Origin of the sequence: Sphingobium sp. AntQ-1 (genome assembly GCF_028538045.1) — a bacterium.
Classification (GTDB): Bacteria; Pseudomonadota; Alphaproteobacteria; order Sphingomonadales; family Sphingomonadaceae; genus Sphingobium; species Sphingobium cupriresistens.
The window spans coordinates 1,556,477-1,575,768 of record NZ_CP117158.1; the positions used below are offsets into that span (position 1 = coordinate 1,556,477).

21 protein-coding genes are annotated in these 19,292 nt (G+C 61.9%); 7 read left to right on the forward strand and 14 right to left on the reverse strand.

Features of this window, described 5'->3' with window-relative positions; translation table 11 throughout:
- Positions 1-9: 9 nt before the first annotated feature.
- On the reverse strand, positions 10-1,695 hold the full coding sequence (locus sphantq_RS07700) for a class I adenylate-forming enzyme family protein (RefSeq protein WP_242496117.1): 1,686 nt from the start codon (positions 1,693-1,695) through the stop codon (positions 10-12).
- Between the two features lie 292 nt (positions 1,696-1,987).
- On the opposite strand from sphantq_RS07700, the gene sphantq_RS07705 reads away from it, so the two are divergent.
- The 4 genes from sphantq_RS07705 to sphantq_RS07720 are packed head-to-tail and all read left to right on the forward strand — an operon-like array spanning position 1,988 to position 5,614.
- The gene (locus sphantq_RS07705; RefSeq protein ID WP_066606410.1) at positions 1,988-3,097 is read left to right on the forward strand and encodes an LLM class flavin-dependent oxidoreductase; all 1,110 of its coding nucleotides are present in this window, start codon (positions 1,988-1,990) and stop codon (positions 3,095-3,097) included.
- Positions 3,098-3,157: 60 nt separating this feature from the next.
- A complete protein-coding gene (locus sphantq_RS07710; protein WP_082679170.1) occupies positions 3,158-4,009 on the forward strand; it encodes a crotonase/enoyl-CoA hydratase family protein in 852 nt (283 codons plus the stop codon).
- Between the two features lie 19 nt (positions 4,010-4,028).
- A complete protein-coding gene (locus tag sphantq_RS07715) occupies positions 4,029-4,964 on the forward strand; it encodes an SMP-30/gluconolactonase/LRE family protein (protein ID WP_066606414.1) in 936 nt (311 codons plus the stop codon).
- A gap of 56 nt (positions 4,965-5,020) precedes the next feature.
- A complete protein-coding gene (locus sphantq_RS07720; RefSeq protein ID WP_066606416.1) occupies positions 5,021-5,614 on the forward strand; it encodes a TetR/AcrR family transcriptional regulator in 594 nt (197 codons plus the stop codon).
- Between the two features lie 47 nt (positions 5,615-5,661).
- Here the strand turns inward: sphantq_RS07720 and sphantq_RS07725 are convergent, their stop codons facing one another.
- Positions 5,662-6,801, reverse strand: a complete 1,140-nt coding sequence (locus sphantq_RS07725; RefSeq protein ID WP_129927454.1) for an LLM class flavin-dependent oxidoreductase — start codon at positions 6,799-6,801, stop codon at positions 5,662-5,664.
- Between the two features lie 337 nt (positions 6,802-7,138).
- Here sphantq_RS07725 and sphantq_RS07730 point away from each other — a divergent pair, with 337 nt between their 5' ends.
- Positions 7,139-7,795, forward strand: coding sequence for a TetR/AcrR family transcriptional regulator (locus sphantq_RS07730; RefSeq protein ID WP_148648430.1), 657 nt, complete (start codon positions 7,139-7,141; stop codon positions 7,793-7,795).
- A gap of 130 nt (positions 7,796-7,925) precedes the next feature.
- Here sphantq_RS07730 and sphantq_RS07735 read toward each other — a convergent pair whose 3' ends face one another.
- Both sphantq_RS07735 and sphantq_RS07740 read right to left on the reverse strand, forming a co-directional pair.
- Positions 7,926-8,609: a hypothetical protein gene (locus sphantq_RS07735; RefSeq protein WP_201785538.1), complete on the reverse strand. Its 684-nt coding sequence runs from the start codon at positions 8,607-8,609 to the stop codon at positions 7,926-7,928.
- Between the two features lie 168 nt (positions 8,610-8,777).
- The gene (locus tag sphantq_RS07740) at positions 8,778-9,164 is read right to left on the reverse strand and encodes a PH domain-containing protein (RefSeq protein WP_066607437.1); all 387 of its coding nucleotides are present in this window, start codon (positions 9,162-9,164) and stop codon (positions 8,778-8,780) included.
- A gap of 145 nt (positions 9,165-9,309) precedes the next feature.
- On the opposite strand from sphantq_RS07740, the gene sphantq_RS07745 reads away from it, so the two are divergent.
- Positions 9,310-9,861: a nuclease gene (locus sphantq_RS07745; protein ID WP_272799963.1), complete on the forward strand. Its 552-nt coding sequence runs from the start codon at positions 9,310-9,312 to the stop codon at positions 9,859-9,861.
- Positions 9,862-9,887: 26 nt separating this feature from the next.
- Here sphantq_RS07745 and sphantq_RS07750 read toward each other — a convergent pair whose 3' ends face one another.
- Positions 9,888-10,331 (reverse strand): hypothetical protein, encoded by a 444-nt coding sequence (locus sphantq_RS07750; RefSeq protein ID WP_242496118.1) that lies wholly within the window; start codon positions 10,329-10,331, stop codon positions 9,888-9,890.
- A gap of 29 nt (positions 10,332-10,360) precedes the next feature.
- Positions 10,361-12,169, reverse strand: coding sequence for a translation elongation factor 4 (gene lepA, locus sphantq_RS07755; RefSeq protein WP_066606429.1), 1,809 nt, complete (start codon positions 12,167-12,169; stop codon positions 10,361-10,363).
- 183 nt (positions 12,170-12,352) lie between these two features.
- On the opposite strand from lepA, the gene sphantq_RS07760 reads away from it, so the two are divergent.
- Positions 12,353-13,123, forward strand: a complete 771-nt coding sequence (locus sphantq_RS07760; RefSeq protein ID WP_272799964.1) for a CsgG/HfaB family protein — start codon at positions 12,353-12,355, stop codon at positions 13,121-13,123.
- Positions 13,124-13,174: 51 nt separating this feature from the next.
- Here sphantq_RS07760 and sphantq_RS07765 read toward each other — a convergent pair whose 3' ends face one another.
- The 8 genes from sphantq_RS07765 to rplR all read right to left on the reverse strand — a co-directional run bounded on the left by sphantq_RS07765 (position 13,175) and on the right by rplR (position 19,292).
- On the reverse strand, positions 13,175-14,218 hold the full coding sequence (locus tag sphantq_RS07765) for an acyltransferase family protein (RefSeq protein ID WP_272799965.1): 1,044 nt from the start codon (positions 14,216-14,218) through the stop codon (positions 13,175-13,177).
- A gap of 138 nt (positions 14,219-14,356) precedes the next feature.
- Positions 14,357-14,890, reverse strand: a complete 534-nt coding sequence (locus tag sphantq_RS07770) for an SRPBCC family protein (protein ID WP_336314442.1) — start codon at positions 14,888-14,890, stop codon at positions 14,357-14,359.
- A 43-nt stretch (positions 14,891-14,933) separates the two neighbouring features.
- Positions 14,934-15,590, reverse strand: a complete 657-nt coding sequence (locus sphantq_RS07775; RefSeq protein WP_066606444.1) for an adenylate kinase — start codon at positions 15,588-15,590, stop codon at positions 14,934-14,936.
- Positions 15,591-15,633: 43 nt separating this feature from the next.
- Positions 15,634-16,998, reverse strand: coding sequence for a preprotein translocase subunit SecY (secY, locus tag sphantq_RS07780; protein WP_129927294.1), 1,365 nt, complete (start codon positions 16,996-16,998; stop codon positions 15,634-15,636).
- A 209-nt stretch (positions 16,999-17,207) separates the two neighbouring features.
- On the reverse strand, positions 17,208-17,747 hold the full coding sequence (rplO, locus tag sphantq_RS07785) for a 50S ribosomal protein L15 (RefSeq protein WP_066606450.1): 540 nt from the start codon (positions 17,745-17,747) through the stop codon (positions 17,208-17,210).
- Positions 17,748-18,022: 275 nt separating this feature from the next.
- Positions 18,023-18,202: a 50S ribosomal protein L30 gene (rpmD, locus tag sphantq_RS07790; RefSeq protein ID WP_066606451.1), complete on the reverse strand. Its 180-nt coding sequence runs from the start codon at positions 18,200-18,202 to the stop codon at positions 18,023-18,025.
- A gap of 5 nt (positions 18,203-18,207) precedes the next feature.
- A complete protein-coding gene (gene rpsE / locus sphantq_RS07795) occupies positions 18,208-18,936 on the reverse strand; it encodes a 30S ribosomal protein S5 (protein WP_082679150.1) in 729 nt (242 codons plus the stop codon).
- A gap of 2 nt (positions 18,937-18,938) precedes the next feature.
- Positions 18,939-19,292, reverse strand: coding sequence for a 50S ribosomal protein L18 (rplR, locus tag sphantq_RS07800; RefSeq protein WP_066606453.1), 354 nt, complete (start codon positions 19,290-19,292; stop codon positions 18,939-18,941).

Here is a 19,292-nt window from a genome sequence, read left to right on the forward strand (position 1 = left end):
TGGCTGCTTTCAGGCCGCGCCGCGTTGCGTGGCGAGGTGGGCCAGCGCCATCTCTTTCAATATATTCTTCTGAACCTTGCCCGTCCCGGTTTTCGGCAGATCGGCGTCGGCGATGAACCAGATGTCGCGCGGCAATTTATATCCGGCCACCTGCGGCTTCAACCAGGCTAGAATATCCTCGTCCGACACGGCATGGCCCTCGGCGCGGACGATCCACGCGCAGCCGCATTCGCCCCAGCGATCGTCGGGCATACCAATGAAGAAGGCCTGCCCGATAGCGGGGTGGGTGGTGACGAGCTGTTCCAGTTCCTTGGGCGACACCAACTCTCCCCGGCTCTTGTACAATTCCTTCGACCGCCCGGTCAGGAACAGGTTGCCGTCAGGCCGAAACTGCCCCAGATCGCCGGTGCGCAGCCATCCGCCCGGCAGAAACAGCTTTGCCGTTTCCTCCGGTCGGCGGAAATAGCCAAGACTGTTCATTGGTCCCCGCGTGCACAGTTCGCCCGCGGCACCGGGCGGCAGGTCCGCGCCGGTAACGGGGTCGATGGTCTTGAATTCGCAGATACGGCCATCCTGCGCGGCGATCCCGGCGACGCCTGCTTGAACGATACAGCCCTGCGTCTCTGCCACGACCTCGATCGGATCACCCGGCTGGGTACAGACGATCGTCGCCGTCGCTTCGGTCTGGCCGTAGCTGGTGAAAATCTCCTCGCACCCGAAGGTTTCCTGAATGTCCCGCCAGACCCAGCTTGGGGTTGGCGCCGCCGCGCTATGGACGGCGGTAAGCGAACTAAGGTCATAGGATTTGACCTTCGCCCGCTCCATCATCGCGATCGTCATGGTGGGGACGCCCATCAGATAGGTCGCGCGGTGACGCTGTGTCGCGGCCAGCAGCGCGTCGGCATCGAAACGAAGCAGAGGGACGATCGACCCGCCAACGATCATGCCGGACAGCAGGCCCACGACCAGTCCGAAGCCATGATAGAGGGGCAGCGAAAAGACCGCGCGCCGCCCTTCGTCGAATGCCTGATGATAGGCTCCCGCATAGGCCGCGCGCAGCAGATTATCATGGGTCTGCACGACCCCCTTGGGCGATCCGGTCGTGCCCGACGTGAACATGATGACGGCGGGATCATGCGGCTCCGCCCCTTGTGACGGCAACACGCCTGCCGGCAGAGCGTCGAAAAAGGTCTGGGGCGCTTCCGCATCATAGACCAGACCCGCGCGCAGTTCCGGCAGGGCGGCGCAATCGCCGGTGCGCCAGCCGGGGATTTGGGCGTCCAGTTCCAGATCATAACGGCGCGACCCAAAGCGCGCCATGCTGATCAGGACATTGCAGCCCGCTTCCCGCACCGCATATTCCAGATCCTTGGCCGCATAGAGCGTGTTGATCGCAACGGCGACGCCGCCCGCGCGCCAGATGGCGAACATCAATGACACCGTTATCGGGTAATTGGCCAGCAGCAGCCCTACGCGATCGCCCCTAGAGACACCGAGGCCGCAAAGAGCCGCCGCGAGACGCTCCGACTGCTGGCGGACTGCAGCATAGTCGAGCGTTTCGTCATCGGTGATGACAAGAGGTTTTGCCGCAAAATGGCGCTGCGCGCGCGCAAGATAGGCATCCAGCGTCATCTCCTCCCAGACGGGGTGCCGATCCGACATCGCCTGCCGTCGTTCCGCTATGGCCTCGTTCAACGCGGCTCTCCTCCTCTGCCTAATAGCGGTTAATATGCCAACATTGGCAATTTGCGTCAAGCGTCGTCCTGCCCCAGAAAGTGGACGAGTTGGCTGCCATGCCCTCGTCGCGAGGGATGAAAATCGTCATTAATCATTGATAATATTATATATTATTGAAAAAGACGAATACCTCAAGATGATAGCATCCGGCCCGATCGCGATGTTCCAGCGCCAAAGATTTGATCTTGGGCTTGCCAAAGTAGCCTAATTTTGATTAGTTTATCTCCATCGGCATATTTTGGAGGCGTTTATGGATGTGGGTTTGGGGCTGACGTTCCAAAATCTAAAGGATCAAGTCAGCGATATCGAGGTTTTCAGACATGAACTGGCGCTTGCGGCTGAGGCCGAGGATCGCGGCTTCGACTCGGTGTGGACCCCGGAGCATCACTTCACCGGCTACATGATGACGCCCAACGTCCCCCAATTCCTGTCCTGGGTCGCCGCCAAGACCAGCAAGATCAAGCTGGGCACCACGGTCACCGTACTGCCGTGGCAAAATCCTGTCCGCATCGCCGAAAGCTTCTTGCTTTTGGACCAATTATCCGAAGGTCGTGCCATATTGGGCATCGGCCGTGGCCTGGGCAAAGGCGAGTTTGACGGCTTTCAGGTGCCGATGGGCGAAGCGCGCCACCGGTTCCGCGAATATGCCGAAGCGCTGCTCAACGCGCTGGAAACGGGCGTCATGGAATATGACGGGAAATATCTGCAACAACCGCGCGTCGAACTGCGCCCGCGCCCCTATGCCAGCTATCGCGGCCGCGTATTCGCGTCGGCGGTATCGCCGGAGTCGGTCAAGCTGATGGCGAACCTCGACGTCGGCCTGATGATCATCGCGCAAAAGCCGTGGGACCGGGTTGCCGAAGATGTAAAAAGCTATCGCGACCGCTTCTTCGCGATGCAGGGACGCCCTGCGCCCAAGCCCGTGGTCGTCGCCTTCGTCGCGGTGAACGAGGATGCCGCCAAGGCGCAGGAGATGCGCGACAAATATCTCGTCGAATATGCCCGATCCACATCGTCCTTCTACCAGTTCGGGAACAAGGAATTCGAGAAGATCGAGGGCTATGAATATTATGGCGCGCTGGCCAGCAGCGTCGAAAAGCATGGCATCGAGAAATTCAACAATTTCCTGGCCGATCTCCAGATATGGGGCCGCCCGGAAGAGGTGGTGGAAAAGCTCAAAGCCATGGTCGATCGATTCGATGTCGGCAGCTTCATCATCTATACCCAGTTTGGCGACATGCCCTTTGATGTCGGCCGCGACAATTACGAGCTGTTCGCCCGCAAGGTTCTCCCGCATCTCAAGGACATCGACGTGTCCGCTCCGGCCGTGGCGCCCAGCCCCCTGCAATCGGTCGCCTGAGCTGTTACCATCCGTCGCGGCGCGCCAGATGCCGCGACGGGGAAGATAGAGAGGATGAACATGGAAGACGCCGCACAGCTGCTGCTGTACGAGGTCCGTGACGGAACGGCCTGGATCACCCTCAATCGTCCCGAAAAGCGCAATGCGCTGAGCGAGCCGTTGCAGGAGCAACTGAGCGCTCTGCTATGGGAAGCCGATGAGGATAATCGCGTTCACGCCGTCGTCCTCAAAGCGGCTGGCCCGGATTTCTGCTCCGGCTACGACCTCCAGAAATATGATCAGCCCATACCGGGTCAGGTCGATCATAAGCGCGGGCGCGCGAAATTCGACGACGATAGCTGGCATCAGGAAAAAGCGCAGCGGCTGCGCATGGCGCTGTTCGACATGCACAAGCCCGTGATCGCCCAGGTCCATGGCCGCTGCCTGGCTGGCGGCACCGACCTGGCACTCTTGTGCGACATGGTGATCTGCGCCGACGATGCGCTGTTCGGTTTCCCGCCCGCCCGTTCGCAGGGTTCCCTCCCCAGCCATATGTGGCTCTATCTGGTCGGTCCGCAATGGGCCAAGCGGCTCCTTCTGACCGGCGATTCGATCCGCGGAGACGACGCCGCGCAGATCGGGCTGGCGCTCAAAGCGGTCCCTGCCGACCAGCTCGACGCGGAGGTCGCCGCGCTCGCCGCGCGCCTTGCCCTGATCGACGCCGACCTGCTGAGCGCCAACAAACGGATCGTGAACCTTGGTCTGGAACTGATGGGCGCCCGCACCTTGCAGCGCATGGCCGCCGAAATGGATGCGCGTGGCCATCTGGCCGCCAGCCGCACCCGGTTCAACGAAACGGTGCGCAACGAGGGATTGAAGGCGGCGGTCCGCCAGCGCGACGATCCCTTTGGCGACCCGGTGATCAAACTATAACAGCAGACAGGATGAGTCGATGATGGAAGGCGAAGGCTGGCGGTGCCTGTGGGACGCCAAGGCGATATTGGGCGAAAGCACGGTCTGGGACGATCGGGACGGCTGCATCTACTGGGTCGATATCGAAGCCCCCAGCATCAACTGGTTTCATCTCGACAGCGGCCGCACGGGACGCTGGGACGCGCCGGCCTGGATCAGCGCGATCGCGCCGCGCGCCAGCGGCGGCTTCGTTGCCTCCTGTGCCGACGGCTTTGCCCATGTCGATCCCCACAAACAGATTTATGCGCCGTTCATCCATCCGATACCCAACCCCAAGATCGCCCGGCTCAACGATGGCGTCACCGATCGCAAGGGACGGTACTGGTCCGGTTCGTGCGATTCCAGCCAGTGGGACGAAAGCACGACCACCGATGACAAGGAAAGCACGCTCGGCAAACTCGACGTGCGCAACACCGGCGAACTCTATCGCCTGGACGCCGATGGCGGCGTCAGCACGCAGGAACGCAATATCGTCACTGCCAATGGGCCGGCTTTCAGTCCCGATGGTCGGACCGCCTATGTGAACGACTCCATGCCGCTGGTCAGTTGGGCCTATGACGTCGCCGACGATGGCACGCTATCGAACCGCCGCGACTTCCTGAACTTCAAGCCGCAAGACGGCTATCCCGACGGAATGGCTGTCGATGTCGAAGGCTGCATCTGGATGGCCTTTTACGAAAGCTGGGTGCTGCGCCGCTTTGCGCCGGACGCGACATTGCTGGAGGAACGACGGCTGCCGGTGCGGCGCGGTCTTCGCCCTGCCTTTGGAGGCAGCGACCATGAGCGGCTCTTCCTCATCACTGGATCGCAGGGCTTTTCAGCCGCGACATTTGCCGAACAGCCGCTCGCTGGCGGCCTATTCGAAATTCTCGCTCCCCCCGCGCCAGGCGTCCCTAATTCCCTTTATGCCGGGTAGACGGAAACCACGCTTCATGATGCTGTCTTTCCCTTATGATTTTGCTAAGGGACGCCATGGCACACGCAGATAATGGCCGAACGCGCATTTTGGACTCGGCCGCGACAGTCCTCCGTCAAAAGGGGCTGGCGGGCGCGAAACTCAGTGAGATCGCCAAGGGCGCCGGGATGCTGGCGCCCAGCATCTATCATCATTTCCCTTCCAAGGACCATCTGGTCGAAGATGTGATGATGGAAGGAATTTACCGCAACAGCCGCCACATCGTCGCCCGTGTCGAGGTGTTGGGACTCGAAGCGTCTCCCTTGGTGCGCCTGCGCGCCGCGATCGTGGCCCATATCGACTTCCTTTTGTCGGGCGACGATTATTCCTCCGCCGTAGCGCGCGTGTTCGACGATTTGCCGGATGAAATGCGTCGACGGGTTTTGGCCGCCTATTCCAGCTTCGACAATTATTGGCGCGACCTCATCGTCGCTGCGCAGGCAGACGGCAGCGCCAGCGCCGCACTGGACCCAACCGTGGTCAGGAAATTTCTGATCGCGATGCTCGATTCCAGTTCATCCTGGTATCGGCCAGGCAAGTTGGGACCAGCGCAAATCGCCGAGCAGGCAGCCGACCTTTTGCTACATGGATTCGCCAGCGGGACCGTCTAGGACAAGCATGGGAAGGGGAGAATTCATCCCCCCCTCCCTATTGCCTGTCAGGCGGCCACCGTTTCCGCAGCGGTTGCCTTGGCACCGGGCAGTTTGACCCGCGGCGCCACTTCCTTGGCGATCAGTTCCAGCGAGTTCCACCAGGGCGTGGGATCATCATAATAGTCATGCGATTCGACCTGTAGCGTGCCCCAGCCGCCGGTCGCCTCGAACAGCGTGTTGAGCTTGTCGACGACCGTATCGGGCGATCCGACCACAAAGACGTTATCCACCAGGAATTCCAGGTCGGCGTCGGCCGGATCGATGCCCGCGTCCTTGGCAAAGCCGTCCATCATGCCGAACCGATGCCAGATCGGGATCAAATATTTGTTGAAGCAATAGCCGATCGGCCCTTCCATCACGAGCCGCTTGGCTTCCGCATCGGTATCGGCGCAGAATACGGTCTGCGATACCGCATGACGCTGGCGGATGGGGGTGAAGCCCGCCTTGGTATTGGCTTCCGCGTAAATCTCCCAATGACGCTTGAGCGCATCAAGCCCTGAGTAGATCGAGACGGGCTTGAAGTTCTTTTCGCCGGCGAGTTTCATCGACGGGGAGTTGGCGCTGAACCCGGTGACGGCGATCTCCGGGAACGCGCCGTTATAGGGCGCGAAATTCGCGAGCATGTGCTGCTCATCGTCCTCGGTTTCCGCAGGCGCCTCTTCGGGATAGCCCGCGTCCCAATATTTGCCTTCGAAGAAGAAGGGCTCGCGCTTCCAGATCTTCTCCATGATGCTCAGCGACTCGCGGACCATATCGTTCAGCATCTGCGGTTCGGCATCCTTGATGCCATGGATATAGGATGCTTGCGGATAAGCGCCCGCGCCGATACCCAGAAAATAGCGGCCTTCCAGAATCTGCGAGAGCCAGCCGACCATGATGGCCAGTTTTGCGGGATGCTGGTGCGGTAGAATATGCGCCATTGGCGCGAATTTGATCTGGCTCGTCTGCAGCGCCGCGGCGGCCATGATCAGTTCGGGGTTGGGGATATTTTCCCATATCTGCGACGCATGTTCGGAGATCATCATGGAGGTGAAGCCCGCCTTGTCGCAGGCTACGCTATTTTGGACACCCCATTCGAAAGTCTGCCTCGCGGTACGTCCTGGACGCATATAGGGGTGAAAGATAAGGCCGGTTTCCATCGCCATGAAAGTCTCTCCTTGAGCGTCTGTCGCGTCATGCCGTTTTTGACCGTCTTGGCGCGGCGTCGGCAGGACCTGTCTAATGACGATTAGGGAATAATCGCATCGGCCAATTTAAGTCAAGTGTAAATGCGTTCTTGGCTTGTCGGGAGGTGTCCCCGGCGCAAAATTCGCCGGAGCGCGTCATTCAGACCCTGAAATTCGAGAAAAGTTGAATTTCCTGATATTTCATGCAAGCTGGCGAACGCATAGGTCGCCTTTCGGACTCACGACATCTCCATGCAGGCAGTCAAAAATATTACACTTGTTTTAGGATATTGCGGTGGCGAACGTGGATATTGAAATGAGCGCCCCGCTGACCATCGAAGCCATGGACGGAAAAACGCGCCTGATTCTGGCGGGGGAGCAGCTTTTCGCCCAAAATGGCATCAATGGCGCGTCCATGCGGGAGATTGCGACGAAAGCGGGCCAAGGCAATCATGCTGCCGTGCAATATCATTTCGGATCGCGCGAAGGCTTGGTACGCGCCATTTTCGACTATCGCATGGAGCAGATGGAGGCGGAACGCGGCGCCATGCTCCAGCGCGCCAGGACAACCGGCAGCCTCAAGGATGCGCGGACCATCCTCGAAATCATCCTGCTACCACAGCTTCATCTGCACGACGCCGACGGCAACCACTCCTATGCGAGCTTCCTGAGCCAATATCTGCTGCAAAGCCGATCGCCAGAGTTTGGCGACTTTAGCGGATCGGAACCGCCCCATTTGACCGAAGCACTACAGTTGATGCGCGAGCGCGTCGATTACCTCCCCCCCTATGTGGCGCAACGACGGCTGATCAGCGTCAGTCTCATGTTCCTCAATATCTTGATGCGACATCATGGCACGGATGAAGCCGGTTTTGGGGAATCCTTTCCCAATGCGCTGGAAGACACGATGGAACAGATTGTCGGCAGCATGTGCATGCCACTTCGACTGGCTTCGCCGCGATGCTGTGGATAAGCGCCGAGATTGTCGGTCAAACTGCCGCAACAGGCTCGACCAAAACATATGCGACGAAATCCTGCGGCTCTGGTAGAACAGATTTGATCCGCTGGAGCATCGCGCTGGAAAGTGCGAACCTGTTTTCCGCTTAAAGCTCCAACCCGATCAGCGTCCCGCTGCCGATCCGGTCGACATGACGCTTGCCGTCAATCTCCAACCAGTCGGGCGTCACCTCCAGCCGGCGGCCGTTGATCGTGGTGCGCAGATGCTCCACCGCGATTCGGTTGCGCGCGACGATGCGCAGCACCGCCAGCCCGTCGCCCCGCGCCGCCATCATGCTGTAACGGTCGCCGCGCAGCAAGAAATGCCAGCTGCCGTCGGTCGGCTTCCATTCATTGCCGTCGATGATCTGGGTCGCCACCCCGTCGGGCGAGCCCAGCCGCACGCTGATCCGCGTCGCGCCATTGGTCCGGCGCGGCGGCGCGAAGATCAGGATCGGTTCGCCCTCCAGCGTTATCGGGATCGGCGTGTCGCGCAACAACCGCGATCCGCCGACGATAAGCTGCGGCAACTCGGCGGAAAAGGGCAGCCGGTCGCGCGCGAAATGGCGCTGGCGCACCACCGGATTGGCATGGAAGCTTTGCACCTGGGTCGCGGTCAAGCGCCCCTCCTCCACCAGCCCGTGGCAGGTCGGGCATAGCAAAGTCGCCCCCGGTCCGTCCGGCAACCCCAGATAGCGATAGATGGTGACGCCGCAGCGCACGCAGGCGAAGCCGCAAGCGTGGCGGATTTCGGCGCGCTGCTCGGCCGTAAGATCCGGCAAAGACGGCATCACTCGCAAACCAACCATGGAAGACGACCCCTTATCCCGCCGTTCACCCCTTTGTGAACGGACGTTCCTGACATGGCGTCCTCTTGCGAATTGAGGCTCTGCGACCCCTCTTTAGTCACCCTATCGTTGAAATATATCGGCTCAAGTCAAGGGGCTGGACGAAATAGTCTATCTTTGCGGCAACAGATCGACGTTGCGCGCGGCGGCGATCGCGCGGATACGGTCGGGCCGCGGCATGTTCTTGATCGCGATTTCCGCCATGTCCCCGGCGCTGAACAGTTCGACATGGCCGACGCCGAAGACGCGCTGGCCCAGGCTCTGGGTGATGCGCACCGACCGTATACTGGACAGCGCAATCTCGGTCCGCTGCTTGGCCAGCAACCCGCGCTCCATCAACACGTCCCGCTCGCTCAGAGCCAGCCGCTCGCCCTTGCGCAGCACCCACCAGATCGCGATCGCGACGATGCCGACCACCGAAACCAGCAGCAGCAGGAACAGGAAAGGATGCGCCCGGAACATCGCGGGATGCTCGTCATACAGCCAGGTATCGCTCACGCCGCCTCCGTCGCTATAGCCCGGCGACTTGACCATGGCTCGGTCGGGGCGTCAAGGCGCACGCTGTCCCACGGCGCCGTTCCATCTGGTTAACCGAAATTTTCCATAAGCGATGGTAAAGCGTCCGCTCCATTTGGGACGAATCATGGCACGCAATCTGTACGACGTCGGCGATCGCCACCCGGACGAGAGCGGCGCCTGGCTGAACGAGAAGCAGGAAACGCGCACGCGCGTCGTGCCGATCGGCCTTCTGCTAGTCGCGCTGGCGCTGGCGATCGCCGTGGCCCTGTTGCTGGCCAAGATCCTGCCCGCCCACGGCGAACCCATGAACGCGGACGCTGCGCCGATGACCATCACCGACCAGTTCGCGCTGTGCGACGACGCCAAGGGCGACGCCTGCGTCTTGTCCGCCAGCACTTATGCCTGGCGCGGCCGCCATTATCATATCGCCGACATCCATGTGCCCAGCGCGACCGACGCCCGCTGTCCGGCCGAAGCCGACCGCGCGCAGAGGGGCCGCGCCGCGCTGACGGCGATGCTGAATGGCGGCGCGTTCGAAGCCCGGCCAGATACCGCCGACCCTGATCCGTCCGCCAGGTTGCTGCTCCGCGACGGCGTGTCGATCGGCCAGTTAATGATCCTCAAAGGCCACGCCAAAGCCTGGTCGCGCACCCCGATCAACTGGTGCGCCGGCTGATCGCCGAACTGACCGGGAAATATGCCCTACCCCCCGCGCGCCCCGACCGCCGCCAGCACCTCGCCCGCCAGCCGCGCATAATCGGCGCAAGCGCGCTGCATGGCGGCCTCGGCCCCTTCGCCGCGCAAACGTCCGAAACAATGGCGGTTCTGCGCCGCGCGCATTTCGCGCAAACGCGCCTGCGCTTCCACCGCCAACCCCAGTTGCGGCCCGGCCCGCCGCCAGGCTTCCGCCGCGCTATAGATGCGGCGGCCCGGATGGATGCCCGGATCGCGCCCCGCCGCCACGCCCAGTCGGTGGACGCGCCCCGCCTCCACGATCAGGTCGGTCAGGAACAGGTCAAGTTCGCGCAAGCCATTGCCGATCAGCTTGGCGGGCATGGCGTCACGCCGCCTGCCCGCCGCTTGCGGACACACGCCCCAGGACATGCCGTTGGCCAGAAACGCCGCCGCCCGTTCAATCCGGGCCAACTGGCCCAGAAGCGCGGCGTGCGGGTCGATCAGTTCTCGTCGCCCATGCGCAGCGCGGCAATGAAGGCTTCCTGCGGGATCTGGACGCTGCCATATTCGCGCATCCGCTTCTTGCCTTCCTTCTGCTTGTCGAGCAGCTTCTTCTTGCGGCTGATGTCGCCGCCATAGCATTTCGCGGTCACGTCCTTGCGCATCGCGGCTATGGTTTCGCGCGCGATCACCTTGCCGCCGATCGCGGCCTGGATCGGGATTTTGAACAGATGGCGGGGGATCAGATCCTTGAGCCGTTCGCACATGCCGCGACCACGCGATTCGGCGGTGCCGCGATGGACGATCATGGACAGCGCATCGACCGGCTCTGAATTGACCATGATGCTCATCTTGACGAGATCGCCCTCGCGATAGCCGATCTGGTGATAGTCGAAGCTGGCATAGCCCCGGCTGATGCTTTTCAGGCGATCGTAGAAGTCGAACACCACTTCGTTGAGCGGCAGTTCATAAGTCACCTGCGCGCGGCCGCCAACATAGGTCAGGTTCTTCTGGATGCCGCGCCGGTCCTGGCAGAGTTTGAGGATCGAACCCAGATATTCGTCGGGGCAATAGATGATCGCCTCGATCCATGGCTCCTCGATCTCGTCGATCTTGGTGGGGTCGGGCATGTCGGCGGGATTGTGCAGTTCGATCTCGCCCGCGCCATAGGTCAACTGGATCTTGTACACCACCGACGGCGCGGTGGTGATGAGGTCCAGGTCATATTCGCGCGTCAGCCGCTCCTGGATGATCTCCAGATGGAGCAACCCCAGGAACCCACAGCGGAAGCCGAAGCCCAGCGCGGCGCTGCTTTCCATTTCGAAACTGAAGCTGGCGTCGTTCAGGCGCAGCTTGCTGATGGAGTCGCGCAGCTTGTCGAAATCATTGGCGTCGACCGGGAACAGGCCACAGAAGACCACCGGCTGCACTTCCTTGAAGCCCGGCAGCGGCACGCTCGCGCCATTTTTGACCGTGGTGATGGTGTCGCCGACGCGGGTCTGCGCGATTTCCTTGATCTGCGCGGTGATGAAACCGATTTCGCCCGCCGCCAGTTCGGGCAATTGCTCGATCTTGGGGCGCATACAGCCGACCCGGTCGATCAGATGTTCGGTGCCGCCGATCATGAACTTGATCGCCTGGCCCTTCCTGATGACGCCATTGACCACGCGGACCAGGATGACGACGCCCAGATAAGGGTCGTACCAGCTATCGACCAGCATCGCCTCCAGCGGGGCGTTGCGGTCCCCCTTGGGCGGGGGAATTTTGCGGACGATGGCTTCAAGGATTTCGTCGATACCGATACCCGACTTGGCCGACGCCAGCACGGCTTCGGACGCATCGAGGCCGATCACATCCTCGATTTCCTTGCGCACCTTTTCCGGTTCTGCGGCAGGCAGGTCGATCTTGTTGAGCACCGGCACGATCTCATGGTCATGTTCGATCGACTGATAGACATTGGCCAGCGTCTGCGCCTCCACGCCCTGCGCCGCGTCCACGACCAGCAGCGCGCCTTCGCACGCGGCGAGCGAGCGACTGACTTCATAGGCGAAGTCGACATGCCCCGGCGTGTCCATCAGGTTCAGTTCATAGGTCTGCCCATCCTTCGCGACATAATCAAGGCGCACCGTCTGCGCCTTGATGGTGATGCCGCGCTCTTTCTCAATGTCCATATTATCAAGGACTTGTGCGCTCATTTCGCGGTCGGTCAGGCCGCCCGTGCGCTGGATCAGGCGGTCGGCCAGCGTCGACTTGCCATGGTCGATATGGGCGATGATGGAAAAATTGCGAATATGGCTGAGATCGGTCATTGCGCGCCGATAGCAGCAGTTGCGCGCCCTGTCAGCAGGATCGCGCGCCAGGCCTGCATTCCATGACAATGGCCGTCATAGACCGCCCGCATTGCTTGGAAGCATCCCTGCCCTGTGATAAGCTTTCGCAAAAGACGGGGCGCGCGACATTCTCTCTATCAAGCAACAAACGGGGTTCTTGAAATGCGTGGATTGAACAAGCTGACGGCGGCCATGGTCTGCCTGGCGATGGCGACGCCGCAGGCGATCGCGGCGGACAAGGGGTCGTCGGGTCGGCAGGCCCAAACCAAGAAGCAGATGGAAATTCCCCGCTGCACCAAGCGCCTGGGCACCGTCGCGATCGTCGAGCCCGACAATCAATGGTGGCGCGAACTGAACTTGGGCAGTCCGGAAGCGATCATCAAGTTGTTCGTGCAGCAATCGGGCTGTTTCGGCATCGTCAATCGCGGCCGCTCCATGGCGAGCCGCAATATGGAACGGGCTATGTCGGATTCCGGGGAACTGCAGGCTGGGTCGAATCTGGGCAAGGGCCAGGTCAAGGCGGCGGATTATTTCATTCAGCCCGATATCGTGACCACCAACAAGAATAGCGGCGGCAACGCCCTTGGCGGTCTGGTCGGCGGCTTCCTGGGCGGGCGCACCTTGGGCGCGTTGGCGGGCGGCATATCGATCAAGAAGAGCGAGGCCAATGTCATGCTGTCGGTCGTCAACGCCCGCACCACCGAGGAGGAGGTGATGGCCGAGGGCTATTTCCGCAAATCCGACCTCAGCTTCGGCGGTGGCAGCGGCCTTGGCTGGATGGGCGGCCTCGCCGCCGTCGGCGGCGGCGGCTATCAGAATACCGATATCGGCCAGGTGATCGTGCTGGCCTATCTGGACGCCTATACCAAGATGGTGACGCAGATGGGCGGCCTGCCCGAAAATGCGGCCGCCGCGGCGCCCGTCGCACAGTAAAGCTATAGGATTAAAAAGGGCGCGGCCGGCAACGGCTGCGCTTTTTGTGCTTCAACCCTGAATGGTCGCTGCGCTCGCTATCGCCAATCGGGCGTCGCGGCGGCGCTTCCACCAAGCGATGATGGCTTCGCCCGCGGGCCGCTCCACCACCCGGTTGATGACTGTGCCCAATGTCAGCGCCACGGCGAAGGCCGCGGCGAAGCCCAGCCAGGGACTATAGCCCGCCTTGGCGAATTCCAGCATGACGACGAAGCCGACATGCTGGTGGATCAGGTAGAAACTGTAGCTGATCCCACCCAGCCAGACGAGCGGGCGAAGGCTGAGGAAGCGCAGATGGCCGTGGATCAGCGCCAGGAAGGCGGCCATCAGCACACAACCCACGATCGTCACGTCCCATGTCTCCATGGTCGCGATAGACAGCAGCGCGAGCGCCGCATAGGGAGCCTGCTGCGCCAGAGTCCGCTGCCCCGACCAGAGGCGGTAGGCCAGCATCCCGATCACGAAGAAGGGCGTGTAGCGCAGCACCAGCAGCATGATGATCCGTTCCGGCATGTCCGGCCACAGCCAGAACAGCCAACGCACCGCCAGCCAGAGTGCCAGCACCGGCTCCAGCCGCCGAATGCCGACGAATTTCCAGATAGCGACCATGCAGAAATAAAAGGCGATCTCGACCGTCAGCGTCCAATAGGCGCCGTCCACCTCCGGCATGAAGGCGAAGCCCTGGAGCATGGTGAAATTGGCGAGGATCGCGACTGGTCCCACCAACAATTGCGTCGCCTGCGCCAGATATTCGATGCCCAGCGTCAGCAGCATCGCCACCAGATAGGCGGGATACAGACGGGCGAAGCGATTGACGACGAAATCGGCCACGGTGCGGATGCGATCGAGCGTGAAGAAGATCGCAAAACCGGAAATGGTGAAGAACAACAGGACGCGATAATTGCCGCCGGGAAAACTGAACGGCACATGCGCCGCTTGCGGAAACAGTTCGTGGAAGCGGGTGGAATAATGGAAGATCAACACGCACAGCGCCCCTATGCCGCGCAATGCGTCCATTTCCGTCAAGCGGCCACGACTACGCAGCGATCCGTCCATGCCGCCTCTTAGCAACAACGGAGCAATAAATCCGTTAAGATCGTGGTTAATGAGGGCAGCGAATGCGCTTTTCTTTGCTGCTTCCTTTCCAAAAGGCGTCGACAGGCTGCGCCACATCCTTCACCAGAGGTAAGCCAATCAGGATGGCGGCGTCTCCGCCACCCGTTTCAGGCCCTGCAATTGTTCTCCCAGCACCTGATCGACCATGGGCGCGATCTGGGCGGGACGGGTACGCAAATAGCCCCCGGCCACATAGGTCATGCGGACCGTCATTCCCTTGCCTGCCGGCGTGAGCACAAGGTCGAGCGTGCCGATCGCCGCATCGGTCTGCAAAGGTCCCAGCGCGCCGGACAGACGCAATTGCCGCCCCGGCACGACATAGATGACGCGGCCATGCTCGACCGAGCCGGCCGCGCCGGCCTTGGCCGGAATCGTCTCGCAGAAACAGCCGCCAGCATGGGCATCGATCGTCATATTCGCCGAATCGCCGCTATAGCTGTGGGCGTCGTTCCACCAGCGGCCGGGCGTCAGCAGCAGCGCATAGACGGCATCGGCGTCCGCCGCGATCTCGACTTCGCTTTCGATAACGAAACCGACGTCGCTGGTCACCATAACGACGGAATGGGCCGGCGCAGCCATCGCTGCACCAGCCCATCCCAATAATGTGATCATGCGCATGTCATGCCGTCCCCTCGTTCGAAGGGAGGAGTTTAGCTCAAGCCGGCTCGCCGTCCAATATGGCCGCGATCGCCGTGCTCACATCGCCCATGTCGGCCATGCCGTCCACCCGCGATACGATATCGCGCGCTTCGTATATCGGCAGGATCGGCGCGGTCTTGGCGCGATATTCGGCCATGCGGGTGCGCACCGTTTCCTCATTATCGTCCGGCCGACGCTTGAATTCGTGACCGCCGCATTTGTCGCACGTATCTTCGACCTTGGGCTTGTGGAACAGGTCATGATAGCCAGCGCCACAGGTTCCACAGGTGAAGCGGCCAGTGATGCGCTCGACCAGCGCGTCCTCATCCACTTCCAATTCGATCACATGATCGAGCGTGCGGCGGCGGTCCGACAGGATGGTGTCGAGCGAATGGGCCTGGGCCTCCGTCCGCGGATAGCCATCAAAAATGACGCCCGTCTCCGGCGCCAGCGCGTCGAGCGCCTCGCCGATGATGCCCGACACCACTTCATCGGGAACCAGCGCGCCCGATTCCATCAGCACCTTGGCCTGAAGCCCGACCGGCGTCCCCGCCTTCACCGCGGCGCGCAGCATGTCGCCCGTGGACAGTTGCACCATGCCACGTTGCTCGACCAGCCGACTCGCCTGCGTTCCCTTGCCCGCCCCCGGCGGTCCAAGCAGAATGATGTTCATTGCGCGCATACTCCCCTGTTGTGCGCCCTTGTTTGTGGTCGCCTTAGCGCAGGCGACCCTTGAGCTTCGCCTTCTTGATCAGATCCCCATATTGGTGAGCGAGCAGATGGCTTTGAATCTGGGTCACGGTATCGACCGTAACATTGACGACGATCAACAGGCTAGTCCCACCAAGGTAGAAGGGAATGCCCGCCCGCGCGATGGCGAATTCCGGCACCAGGCAGATGAAGGCCAGATAGGCCGCGCCGATGACGGTGATGCGCGTCAGCACATAATCCAGATAATGTTCGGTGTTCTTGCCCGGACGGATGCCCGGAATAAAGCCGCCATTGCGCTTGAGATTATCGGCCGTCTCTTCCGGGTTGAACACCACGGCGGTGTAGAAGAAGCAGAAGAAGACGATGCCCAGGCCATAAAGCGCCATATAGACAGGGCTGCCATGCGACAGATACTGGTTCAGCGTCAGAACGAAATCGCCCCACTTGCTTTCGCCCGCGACCGTCTGCCCCGCGAACTGCGAAATGGTCAGCGGCATCAGCAGCAGCGACGACGCGAAGATCGGCGGGATGACGCCGGCGGTATTGACCTTGAGCGGCAGATGGCTGCGATCGGCCTGCATCAGGCCCTGGCGTGTCTGGCGCTTGGGATATTGGATCAGCACACGGCGCTGCGCCCGCTCCATGAAGCAGATCAGCAGGATCAGGCCCAGCGCCATCACCATGACGAACATGATGAGCAGGCCGGAAATCGACCCCTCGCTGCCCGATTTGAACAGGTTACTCAGCGTCACCGGCAACTGGGCGACGATGCCCGCCATGATGATGAGCGACACGCCGTTGCCGATCCCGCGCGAGGTGATCTGTTCACCCAGCCACATCAGGAACATGGTGCCACCGATCAGCGATACGACCGCCGTCAGGCGGAACAACACACCAGGCTCGATCACCGCCGCGACGCCCGACTGCGCGCCAAAGCTTTCCAGGCCAACGGCGATGAAATAGCCCTGTACCGCAGTCAGGCCGACCGTGCCGTAACGGGTATATTGGTTCAGTTTCTTGCGCCCGCTTTCGCCTTCCTTCTTGATCGCCGCGAGTTGCGGCGAGAGGCTGGCGCCCAGCTGCACCACGATCGAAGCGGTGATATAGGGCATCACGCCCAGCGCGATCAGGCTCATGCGCGACAGCGACCCACCCGAAAAGGTGTTGAAGATGTCGAGAATGCCGCCATTGGTCTGGCTGTAAAGCTGCGACAGCGCGGTCGGATCGACGCCGGGCAGCGGCACGAAGCTGAGGAAACGGAAGACGATCAAGGCGCCCAGCGTGAACCACAGGCGCTTCTTGAGGTCGGTCGCCTGGCTGAACTTTGCGAGGCTGAGATTGGATGCGAGCTGGTCGGCTCTCGATGCCATGGTGGCTGCCCTTCAAATCACTCTTGCCGGGGCATCAAGCCCCGGAGCGGAATCGCTCATCCCTTAGCGGGACGGGTTCAGCGTGTCGAACGGGGAGTTGCCGCCTGCGCGACAAATGGATTCCCCCCGATACGCATGACCCCGCCAACCCATATCGGGCAGCGGGGCCGTTGTTGCAAGTCTGGGCTTGCAAGTCTGCGACAGGCAGATCAGCCCTTATGGGCGGCCTTCTTGGCGGCCAGGGTGGCGCCCTTCTTGGCCTTCGCCTTGTCGGCGGCCGGAACGACTGCGATCACGTCGACCTTGCCACCGGCCTTCGCCACGGCGTCGATCGCGCTCTGCGACGCGCCGGCGACCAGGAAGCTGACCTTGGCTGTCAGTTCGCCCTTGGCCAGCAGACGGACGCCGTCCTTGCCACCGCGGGTCAGGTTGGCGGCGTTCAAAGCGGCCTGGTCGATAGTCGCGGCAGCGTCCAGCTTGCCGGCGTCGATCGCCTTCTGCACGGCGCCCAGGTTTACGATCGCATAGTCGTTCGCGAAGATGTTGTTGAAGCCGCGCTTCGGGATGCGCATGTGGAGCGGCATTTGGCCACCTTCGAAGCCATTGATGGCAACGCCGGAACGCGCCTTGGCGCCCTTCTGGCCGCGACCGGCGGTCTTGCCCTTGCCGGAACCGATGCCGCGTCCAACGCGCATACGGCCCTTGCGGGCGCCATCATTGTCGCGGATGTCGTTCAGTTTGAAAGTCATATCGTGCACTCGCTTTCGCTTGGTTCGCGCGAGGCATGGTTGTCCTTGGACAATCATGCCGCCCCAGCGAAGGCTGGGGCCGGGTTGATCTGGACGCGCCCTTGCGGATGCAGCCAGCGATTGAGAACCGGGGGTTTCCTTTGGCAAGGACGCGCCATCCGGCATGAGATCCCAGCCTGTGCTGGGATTTTCAGAAGCGCGCCTGTAGCGCGCCTCTGAAAAAAACGAAAGAGGGGTCGCCCCCTCCTTCGCCTCTTTTCATAGGGTCGAAAGGCTCAGCCTTCGACGACCGCAACCATGTGCGGCAGCTTCTTGATCGCACCGCGGACTTCCGCCGTGTCTTCAAGCTCCACCACACGGTTCATCTTGCCAAGGCCCAGACCGACCAGAATCTTCTTCTGGTCGGCGGGACGGCGGATCGGCGAACCGATCTGCTTGATCTTGATCTTCGCCATATCAGTTACTCCGCAATCGCTTCGGCATCAGCCTGCGCGACGTCAGCGGATGCACCACCACGACGCAGAAGGTCGGCGACCTTCTTGCCGCGACGCTGCGCCACCGACTTGGGGCTGGTCTGTTCGACCAGCGCCGCGAAGGTCGCACGGATCATGTTATAGGGGTTCGACGTGCCGTTCGACTTGGTCACGACGTCAGCGACGCCGAGGCTTTCGAACACGGCGCGCATCGGACCGCCGGCGATGATGCCCGTACCGGCCGGGGCCGAACGAACCGTCACCTTGCCCGCACCGAAATGGCCCAGGCCATCATGATGCAGGGTGCGGCCTTCCTTCAGCGGAACGCGGACCATCGCCTTCTTGGCGGCGGCGGTCGCCTTGCTGATGGCTTCTGGCACTTCGCGCGCCTTGCCATGGCCAAAGCCTGCACGGCCCTTGCCATCGCCTACGACGACCAGCGCCGCGAAACCGAAGCGCTTGCCGCCCTTCACGGTCTTGGACACGCGGTTGATGTGGACCAGCTTCTCGATCAGTTCTTCGCCCTGATCTTCGTCGCGGTTGCCGCCACGACGATCATCGCGCCGACCACGGCCGCCGCGATCGCCACGGTTGCGATCATTGCCGCCGCCGCCGCGGTTGCCACGGCCACGGCCGGGACCACGACCCTCGGTCGGTGCTGTCGCTTCTGCGCCCTCGACGGGTGCGACGACTTCGTTGGTGTTTTCGTCAGCCATGATCAGAACTCCAGCCCGGCTTCACGAGCCGCGTCGGCCAGCGCCTTCACGCGGCCATGGAACAGGAAGCCACCACGGTCGAACACGACGCGGGTGACGCCGGCAGCGGTCGCCGCGGCGGCGACGCGCTTTCCGACATCGGCAGCCGCTTCCGAAGTGGCGCCGGTCTTGCCGCGCACGTCCTTGTCCAGGGTCGATGCGGCGGCAACGGTCTTGCCCTGCGCGTCATCGATGACTTGGGCGTAGATGTGACGGCCCGAACGGTGAACGCTGAGGCGCGGGCGGGTGCCCGAAACAGCCTTGAGCGCGGTGCGAACGCGGCGACGACGCCGCGCGAAGAGGGAAAGCTTTGCCAT